The sequence below is a fragment of the Actinotignum sp. usb-actsch-rep-73 genome, from assembly GCF_059082735.1.
Genome location: NZ_JBHNPV010000014.1, coordinates 1 through 2,737, shown reverse-complemented (window position 1 = coordinate 2,737; position 2,737 = coordinate 1). Strand labels below are relative to the sequence as shown.

Below are 2,737 nucleotides of genomic sequence, written 5' to 3'. Positions count from 1 at the left end.
AATCAGGATCGGTCAGTCGACCTGGTCAAAGTTGCGACCCCACGCGGTGCGGATCGGGTTCGCATCAGCAACCAGAATGTTGAAACGCTCGTCGGCAATGTCGATGACCTCACCGAGTGCGAAGCGTGCTTCACGCGTCTGCGAAGACTCGACGCGCTTCCATGCCGAAGCAATCAGCTGTTCGCGATCGGCAAGATTGGTCACGCAGACAACCAGCGGGCGATTAAACTTCTCGCGGTAGGCAGCCGATGCTGCCTGCAGCTCCTTGAGTTCAGCATCGTTGAATTCGCCAAGAGCGAGGGCTGCGGTGTCAGCATGCGCCTGCTCGTTGGCATCCTGGTTGGAGGCCAAGTCGGCGATGTCAACGTAGGCGCTGATCAAAGCTTCCTGTTCATCAGCAGATGCACCGAGGACCTCGTCCTCGAATGCCTTACGGAGCTCGGTTGCATCGGTGAACGGACGCTGCTCCCATGCGCGTTCGACGGGCCAGACGTCACCGTCGTACATGCTCTTGAAGGCTTCAACGAAGGTCTCGCGATCCATCGCATTGACCTGATCGAGGTCCACGGGACGACCGTCAACGATTGCAACATCCGGGCCATCCTGCTTGCCAACGTGGAAGAAGAGCAGGTTCAGAATGAAAGCTATCAGCGCACCGATGGTCACGCCGGAACCGAAGATGATCTGCAACCATGACGGCATCAGGGATGCAAGATCGGGCTTCAGGGTGACCAGCATGGCCAGACCAATGGAGGTCGAAACGATGACGGCATTGCGGTGATCGCGCATGTCGACCTTGGACAAGGTCTGGATACCGACAACGGCAACGTTCGCGAACATGGCCAGAGATGCGCCACCGATGACCGGCCCGGGAATCGAGGCAACCACTGCGCCAGCCTTCGGCAGGATGCCGAGGATGATCATAATGATGCCGGCTGCAGTGACAACCCAGCGGGACTTCACGCGGGTCAGTCGAACCAGACCGACGTTCTGGGCGAAGCAGGTGTAGGGGAACGAGTTGAAGACGCCACCGAGGAGGGTGGATAGACCATCTGCGCGAAGAGCGTTTGCAACGTGCTTCGGCGTGATGCGCTTGCCGACGACCTCGCCGGTTGCGAAAACATCGCCGGTGGTTTCAACCATGGTTACTGCCATGACGATGAGCATTGAAATGATTGCGGCGATGTTGAACTTCGGAATGCCGAAGAAGAACGGGGTGGTCACGCCAACCCATGCCGACTGACCGATATCAGAGAAGTTGGCGTCGCCAAGGGCGAATGCGATAGCGGTCATGACAACCAGGCCGACGAGGACCGAGATGGTCGACATAAAGCCTTTAAAGATGCGCTGGATGGCAACGATGATTACCAGGGTGCCGAATGCGTAGGCGAGGCCGCGCAGAGTGAGTGCGCCAGCGTCCTGCCCCTCTGCCGCGTAGGTGCCCCACGACACGATGTCGCCAGCGGAGACGGAGATGAGCGTGATACCCATGACGGTCAGAAGTGTGCCGGTGACGACGGGTGGGAAGAAGCGAAGGAGTTTCGCGAAGAAAGGTGCCACGAAGAAAGTGGCGAGGCCGGCCGCAATGATGGAGCCATACATGGTGGCAAGGCCGGTCTTCGGATCGGCACCGGCTGGAGTGGCGGCGATACCGATTGCGATAAGGGGCGAAACTGCAGTGAAGGTGACGCCCTGGATAAGGGGCAGCCTCACTCCGATCTTCGGGCCGAGGCCGGCCGACTGAATGATCGAGGCGATACCGCAGGTGAACAGGTCGGCGTTGATCAGGTGGATCAGGGTTTCGTTATCGAGGCCGAGACCGGATGCGATAACAAGAGGAACAACGACGGCGCCAGCGTAGAAAGCCAACACGTGCTGAATGCCAAGAACTGAAAGTTTGCCAAAGGATGGGACTTGGTCAACGGGATGAACGGTCTTGCCGGTTTCGGTAGCCGTTTCATTTCGTCCGAGAGCCATGGATTCTCCTGGAACTCTAAGAGGTTGTTGGGCTCTTCCAATCTTCCTCTCGCGCGCGGGTGTTTCCTGCATCGCGTGGCCTATCTCGCACCCGGTTTGGACGAGTGTTCGAGGAGGGGAAACAAGGGAGTAAGCTATCCCCTTGGTGCGCTGGACACGTGGTTGTGTGTGCGTGATGATGTGGTCTTTCGTTCATGGCTTTGAAAGACCTGTTGAGTTATTCGAACCTCGTTTGATTACTTTGTTCTGTCAGCAAAGGTAACCAAAGAAATGTGACCCAAGTCAATAAAAATGGCTTTTTAGGTGGTCGCTCATGCTCTATGGGGATCCAAAATGCGAGAAATAAGCCATAAATTGCGAAAAATGCCGTAACGAACTGACAAATGGCTCAGTTTTTTCGTACTGTTTCCCCAGTGGCTGTCGCCGTGACAGCTGATAGTAACAATAGGAATGAGGTTCTCATGCCCATCAATCGCACCGAGCTCGTTGCGCAGATCGCAGAGCGCGCAAACCTGACCAAGGTCGAAGCAGATGCAGCTCTTGGCGCTTTCCAGGACGTCCTGGTTGAGTCCCTTGGTAAGGGTGAAGCCGTGAAGATCACCGGCCTGTTCTCCGTAGAGCGCGTCGAGCGTGCAGCGCGCACCGGTCGCAACCCGCGCACGGGCGAAGAGATTCAGATCCCGGCTGGCTTCGGCGTGAAGCTCTCCGCTGGCTCCACCCTGAAGAAGGCTGTTGCCAAGTGATCATCTGATCAAACTCT

Annotated in this window: 2 protein-coding genes; one reads left to right on the top strand and one right to left on the bottom strand. The window is 57.1% G+C overall.

What is annotated here, in order from left to right:
- Positions 1-12 precede the first annotated feature (12 nt).
- Positions 13-1,977 (bottom strand): solute carrier family 23 protein, encoded by a 1,965-nt coding sequence (locus tag AC5RE1_RS00850; RefSeq protein WP_103632396.1) that lies wholly within the window; start codon positions 1,975-1,977, stop codon positions 13-15.
- Positions 1,978-2,438: 461 nt separating this feature from the next.
- Between AC5RE1_RS00850 and AC5RE1_RS00845 the strand changes: the two genes are divergently transcribed.
- Positions 2,439-2,720, top strand: coding sequence for an HU family DNA-binding protein (locus tag AC5RE1_RS00845; RefSeq protein ID WP_006681852.1), 282 nt, complete (start codon positions 2,439-2,441; stop codon positions 2,718-2,720).
- Positions 2,721-2,737: the final 17 nt, after the last annotated feature.

Bases quoted from the DNA above. Each gene is read 5' to 3' on its own strand.
- AC5RE1_RS00850 (WP_103632396.1), bottom strand. From the start codon at position 1,977: ATGGCTCTCGGACGAAATGAAACGGCTACCGAAACCGGCAAGACCGTT.
- AC5RE1_RS00845 (WP_006681852.1), top strand. From the start codon at position 2,439: ATGCCCATCAATCGCACCGAGCTCGTTGCGCAGATCGCAGAGCGCGCA.